5 protein-coding genes are annotated in these 5,875 nt (G+C 70.9%); 3 read left to right on the plus strand and 2 right to left on the minus strand.

Annotation, left to right across the window (positions count from 1 at the left end; translation table 11 throughout):
- A partial coding sequence (gene alc, locus GTW43_RS24340; protein WP_161304172.1) for an allantoicase occupies positions 1–1,077 on the plus strand: 1,077 nt, incomplete at its 5' end.
- Between the two features lie 148 nt (positions 1,078–1,225).
- Here the strand turns inward: alc and pepN are convergent.
- Positions 1,226–3,799, minus strand: a complete 2,574-nt coding sequence (pepN, locus tag GTW43_RS24345; RefSeq protein ID WP_161304173.1) for an aminopeptidase N — start codon at positions 3,797–3,799, stop codon at positions 1,226–1,228.
- A gap of 119 nt (positions 3,800–3,918) precedes the next feature.
- On the opposite strand from pepN, the gene GTW43_RS24350 reads away from it, so the two are divergent.
- Entirely contained in the window at positions 3,919–4,149 is a 231-nt protein-coding gene (locus GTW43_RS24350; RefSeq protein WP_161304174.1) for a ribbon-helix-helix domain-containing protein, read from the plus strand.
- The gene (locus tag GTW43_RS24355) at positions 4,136–4,483 is read left to right on the plus strand and encodes a type II toxin-antitoxin system PemK/MazF family toxin (RefSeq protein ID WP_161304175.1); all 348 of its coding nucleotides are present in this window, start codon (positions 4,136–4,138) and stop codon (positions 4,481–4,483) included. The genes GTW43_RS24350 and GTW43_RS24355 overlap by 14 nt, the downstream gene beginning before the upstream one ends.
- A gap of 76 nt (positions 4,484–4,559) precedes the next feature.
- Here the strand turns inward: GTW43_RS24355 and GTW43_RS24360 are convergent, their stop codons facing one another.
- Positions 4,560–5,582: an aspartate-semialdehyde dehydrogenase gene (locus tag GTW43_RS24360; RefSeq protein WP_161304176.1), complete on the minus strand. Its 1,023-nt coding sequence runs from the start codon at positions 5,580–5,582 to the stop codon at positions 4,560–4,562.
- Positions 5,583–5,875: the final 293 nt, after the last annotated feature.

Here is a 5,875-nt window from a genome sequence, read left to right on the forward strand (position 1 = left end):
TACGGCGGCGGCGACCCGTACGCCGACTACCGCACCTTCGGCGACGCCGACGCGTTCGCCGAGCTCGTCGACCTGGCCGACCGCCGGCTCGGAGCGGGCGTCATCGCCGCCAACGACGAGTTCTTCGCCATGCGCGAGAACCTCCTCGTGCGCGAGCGCGCCGTCTTCGACCCGGAGCACTTCGGGCACAAGGGCAAGGTCATGGACGGCTGGGAGACCCGGCGCCGCCGCGGCACCGCCGACGCGCCGTTCCCCGCGCCCGAGGAGCACGACTGGGCGATCGTCCGTCTCGGCGCGCCCGGTGTCATCCGCGGCATCATCGTCGACACCGCCCACTTCCGCGGCAACTACCCGCAGAAGGTGAGCATCCAGGCCACCTCCGTACCCGGCGCCCCCGGCCCCGACGAGCTGCTCGCCGACGACGTGAAGTGGGAGGAGATCGTCCCGAAGAGCCAGGTCAAGGGCCACGCGGCGAACGCCTTCACGGTCACCTCCGAGCGCCGCTGGACCCACATCCGGGTCTGCCAGCACCCCGACGGCGGCATCGCCCGGCTGCGCGTGCACGGCGAGGTCGTGCCCGACCCCGAGTGGCTCGACCTGCTCGGCACGTTCGACCTCGCGTCCGTGCTCAACGGCGGTACGTACGAGGACGCGTCCGACAAGTTCTACTCGTCGCCGACCCAGATCATCCTGCCCGGCACGTCGCAGAAGATGGACGACGGCTGGGAGAACCGGCGGCGCCGCGTGCACGGCACCAACGACTGGGTCCGCTTCAAGCTCGCCGCGCAGGGCGCCGTCCGCGCCGTCGAGATCGACACCGCGTACCTCAAGGGCAACTCGGCGGGCTGGATCGCGCTCAGCGGGCGCAACGGCGAGACCGGCGAGTGGTTCGAGATCATCCCGCGCACGAAGCTGCAGCCCGACACGCTGCACCGGTTCCCGCTCGCCGCGCAGGCCGTCGTGACGCACGTGCGGCTCGACGCGTTCCCCGACGGCGGCGTGGCCCGGATGCGCGTGCACGGCGTCCTCACGGAGGAAGGCCGCGCCGCGCTGCGCGACCGTTTCCGCCAGGCCTGATCCTCGGTGCGGCGGTGAGGGGCCGGGCGGCGTCGCGGGGGGCGCCTGCCCGGCCCTCACTGCTGCCCGGTGTCACCCGGCGGGTGCGAGAACCCCCACCGGTCCGGGGGCCGCGTACGAGCGATGCGGCCCCGGACCGGAGGCGGGGTCACACGTCGGCAGCCCGCGCGGCCAGCGCCCGCGCCACCCCGGCACGGGACTCGGACACGAGCCGCCGCAGCGCCGCGTTCGGCCCCGCCGCCTCCATCCACGCGTCCGTCGCGGCCAGCGTCTCCTCGGAGACCTGCAACGACGGGTACAGCCCGATCGCGATCTGCTGCGCCATCTCGTGGGAGCGCGACCCCCACACCTCGCCGAGCGCCGAGAAGTACCGCTCCGTGTACGGCGCGAGCAGCTCCCGCTGGTCGCTCTGCACGAAGCCCCCGATCACCGCCTCCTGCACCGCGTTCGGCAGCTGGTCCGACTCCACGACGGAGGCCCAGGCGGCCTCCTTCGCCTCCGGCGTCGGCCGTGCGGCCCGCGCCGTCGCCGCGTGCCGCTCACCCGCCGCCGTCCGGTCGCGCTCGTACTCGGCGGCGATCTCCGCCTCGTCGTAGCGGCCGACCGCAGCGAGCCGCTCCACGAACGCCCAGCGCAGCTCCGTGTCGACGGCCAGGCCCTCGATCGTCTGCGAGCCCTCGAGCAGCGCCTCCAGGAGGTCGAGCTGCTCCGGCGTGCGGGCCGTGGCGGCGAACGCGCGGGCCCAGGCCAGCTGGTGGTCGCCGCCGGCCTCGGAGGTGCGCAGGTGCGTGAGCGCCGCCTCCGTCCAGCGGGTGAGCAGCGCGTCCCGCCGGGCCGGGTCCGCGTACAGGTCGATCGCGAGCTTCACCTGGCGGTGCAGGGACTGCACGACGCCGATGTCGGACTCCTTGGCGATGCCGGACAGCACCAGGTCCAGGTAGGCGCTCGTGGAGAGTTCGGCGTCGCGCGTCATGTCCCAGGCGGAGGCCCAGCACAGGGCGCGCGGCAGCGAGGCCTCGAAGTCGCCGAGGTGCTCGACGACGAACGCCAGCGACGTCTCGTCGAGGCGGACCTTCGCGTACGACAGGTCGTCGTCGTTGAGCAGGATGACGGCCGGGCGGTGCTTGCCGACGAGCTCGGCGACCTCGGTCGACTCCGTCGCCGTCACGTCGAGCTCGAAGCGCTCCCCGCGCACCAGCTTGCCGCTCTCGTCGTCGAGGTCGTAGAAGCCGATCGCGATGCGGTGCGGCCGGAGCGTCGGCTCGCCCTTCGCGCCCTCGGGCAGCGCGGGCGCCTCCTGCCGCACGGCGAACGCCGTGATGACACCGTGCGCGTCGGTCTCGATCTCCGGACGCAGGACGTTGATCCCGGCCGTCTCCAGCCACGCCGTCGACCAGGCCTTCAGATCGCGCCCGCTGGTCTCCTCCAGCGCGCCGAGCAGGTCGCTCAGCCGCGTGTTCCCGAACGCGTGCCGCTTGAAGTAGGCCTGCACGCCCTGGAAGAACTCGTCCATGCCGACGTAGGCGACGAGCTGCTTGAGGACCGAGGCGCCCTTGGCGTACGTGATGCCGTCGAAGTTGACGAGGACGTCGTCGAGGTCACGGATGTCGGCCATGATCGGGTGCGTGGAGGGCAGCTGGTCCTGCCGGTAGGCCCACGTCTTCATCGAGTTGGCGAACGTCGTCCACGAGTGCGGCCACTGCGAGTTCGGCGCGTAGGCCTGGCACGCGGCCTCGGCGAACGTCGCGAACGACTCGTTCAGCCACAGGTCGTTCCACCACTCCATGGTGACCAGGTCGCCGAACCACATGTGCGCCAGCTCGTGCAGGATCGTGGCGGCGCGCACCTCGTACGCGGCGTCCGTCACCTTCGAGCGGAACACGTACTGGTCGCGGATCGTCACCGCGCCCGCGTTCTCCATCGCGCCCGCGTTGAACTCCGGCACGAACAGCTGGTCGTACTTGGCGAACGGGTACGCGTAGTCGAACTTCTCCTGGAACCAGTCGAAGCCCTGCCGGGTGACCTCGAAGATCGCGTCCGAGTCGAGGAACTCGGCGAGCGACGGCCGGCAGTACAGGCCGAGCGGCACGCTCTGCCCGGTCTCGGGGTTCTCGTACGAGGAGTGCACCGAGTGGTAGGGGCCGGCGATCAGCGCGGTGATGTACGTGGAGATGCGCGGGGTCGGCTCGAACACCCACAGGTCGTCCTTGGGCTCCGGCGTCGGCGCGTTCGAGATCACGGTCCAGCCCGCCGGGGCCTTCACGGTGAACTGGAACGTCGCCTTCAGGTCCGGCTGCTCGAACGACGCGAACACCCGCCGCGCGTCCGGCACCTCGAACTGCGTGTACAGATAGGCCTGCTGGTCCACCGGGTCGACGAAGCGGTGCAGCCCCTCGCCCGTGTTCGTGTACGCGCAGTCGGCGACGACCTTCAGCTCGTTCGGCCCCGACTCCAGGCGCTTGAGCGCGATCCGGGAGTCGCGGAACACGGCGGCCGCGTCGAGCGCGTGCCCGTTCAGCACCACCTCGTGCACCGCGTCCGCGATCAGGTCGATGAACGTCTCCGCGTGCGCCTCGGCGCTCTCGAAGCGCACGGTGGTCACCGACCGGAACGTGCCGCCCTCCTGGGCGCCCGAGAGGTCGAGATCGATCTCGTACGAGTCAACGGTGAGCAGCTTCGCCCGCTGCTGCGCCTCTTCACGGGTCAGGTTGGTACCGGGCACGCGGTCATCTCCTCTGAGGTTCTACTGGGTCCACGCTCGTGACGTATCGGGCCATCCTTCCACGGAGGGGTGCGGAACGTGGTGGGCAATGCGGTAGCAAGACTGGTAGCATCGAAGGTATGAAGATCAGTGTGAGCCTGCCGCAGGAGGATGTCGCCTTCGTCGACGAGTACGTCACCGGGCGAGCGGCGGACTCGCGGTCGGCCGTGATACAGACCGCCATCCAGTTGCTGCGGGAATCGGTCCTGGAGTCGGAGTACCTGGAGGCGTGGGACGAGTGGTACGAGAGCGAGGACGCGGCCCTGTGGGACCGTGCGGCGGGGGACGGGATCGCTGATGAGGCGCGGTGACATCTATCTGGTCGACCTCGAGCCGGTGATCGGGAGCGAGGCGAACAAGAAGCGGCCTGCGGTGCTCGTGACGAACGACGCCGCGAACCGGATGGCCGACCGTGCCGGGCGCGGAGTCCTCGCCGTCGTGCCCGTGACGTCCAACGTGACGCACGTCCGGTCGTTCCAGGTCCTGCTGTCCGCCGTGGAGTGCGGACTCCAGCGCGACTCCAAGGCCCAGTGCGAGCAGATCAGAGCGCTCGACCTCGCGCGGTTCGGCAAGAGGATCGGCGTCGTGCCCGCGCCGCTCATGAAGGACATCGACCGGGCGCTGCGGCAGCAGCTCGCGCTCTGAGGAACCTGGGGCCATCACGCGGAGGGGCGGCCACCGGACGAACCGGTGACCGCCCCTGACGACGGAGGACGTGCCCCTACTTCTTGGCGGACAGCTCCTGCGCCACCAGCTCCGCGATCTGCACCGCGTTCAGCGCGGCGCCCTTGCGGAGGTTGTCGTTGGAGATGAACAGCGCCAGACCGTTCTCGACCGTCTCGTCGCCCCGGATGCGGCCCACGAACGAGGCGTCCTGGCCGGCGGCCTGGAGCGGGGTCGGGATGTCGGACAGCTCGACGCCCTCGGCGGCGGCGAGCAGCTCGGTGGCGCGCTCGACGCTCAGCGGACGGGCGAAACGGGCGTTGACCTGGAGGGAGTGCCCGGAGAAGACGGGGACCCGGACGCACGTGCCGGACACCTTCAGCTCGGGGATCTCCAGGATCTTGCGGGACTCGTTGCGGAGCTTCTGCTCCTCGTCCGTCTCGTTCAGCCCGTCGTCCACGATCGAGCCGGCCAGCGGCAGCACGTTGAACGCGATGGGGCGCTTGTAGACGGCCGGCTCGGGGAAGTCCACCGCGCCGCCGTCGTGGGTGAGCCGGTCCGCGTCCGCGACGACCTTCTGCGACTGACCGTGCAGTTCGGCGACACCGGCCAGGCCCGAACCGGACACGGCCTGGTACGTCGCGACGACCAGCGCCTCCAGACCGGCCTCGTCGTGCAGGGGGCGCAGCACGGGCATCGCGGCCATGGTCGTGCAGTTCGGGTTCGCGATGATGCCCTTGGGGCGGTCGGCGATCGCGTGCGGGTTGACCTCCGACACGACCAGCGGAACCTCGGGGTCCTTGCGCCAGGCGGACGAGTTGTCGATCACGACCGGGCCCTGGGAGGCGACCTTCTCCGCGAGCGCCTTCGACGTGGCACCACCGGCGGAGAACAGCACGATGTCCAGGCCCGTGTAGTCGGCCGTCGACGCGTCCTCGACCGTCACACCGTCCAGGACCGACCCGGCGGAGCGCGCCGAGGCGAACAGGCGCAGCTCGTCGACCGGGAACTTCCGGTCGACGAGGATCTTGCGCATGACCGTGCCGACCTGACCGGTGGCTCCGACGATTCCGACCTTCACAGGGGGTTCCTCCGTACGTGCGTGCGGCCCAGCGGCCTGGCGGGTGCGTCCATGATGCGTCTGTCCAGGCCCGGCTTGTCCAATCGATTGTCCGGGGTACGGGACGGTATGGCCTTGGCCACAGACCCGCTCCGCCCGCGGCGAACTTTTCGGGCCCCCTCGGCGTCGTAGGACACGAGCACAGGGGGACGAGGGGGAGGGCATTGCTGGGGAGAAGGCGCACAGCGGGGCGCGGCCGGCCCGGGGATCCGCTGGAGCCCGCGGTCGAGTACCGGGTGCGGGCCGTGCTGTCA

The sequence above is a fragment of the Streptomyces sp. SID5785 genome (genome assembly GCF_009870065.1).
Classification (GTDB): domain Bacteria; phylum Actinomycetota; class Actinomycetes; order Streptomycetales; family Streptomycetaceae; genus Streptomyces.

Coding starts and splice junctions, on each gene's coding strand:
- GTW43_RS24350 (WP_161304174.1), top strand. CDS start 3,919: ATGAAGATCAGTGTGAGCCTGCCGCAGGAGGATGTCGCCTTCGTCGAC.
- GTW43_RS24355 (WP_161304175.1), top strand. CDS start 4,136: ATGAGGCGCGGTGACATCTATCTGGTCGACCTCGAGCCGGTGATCGGG.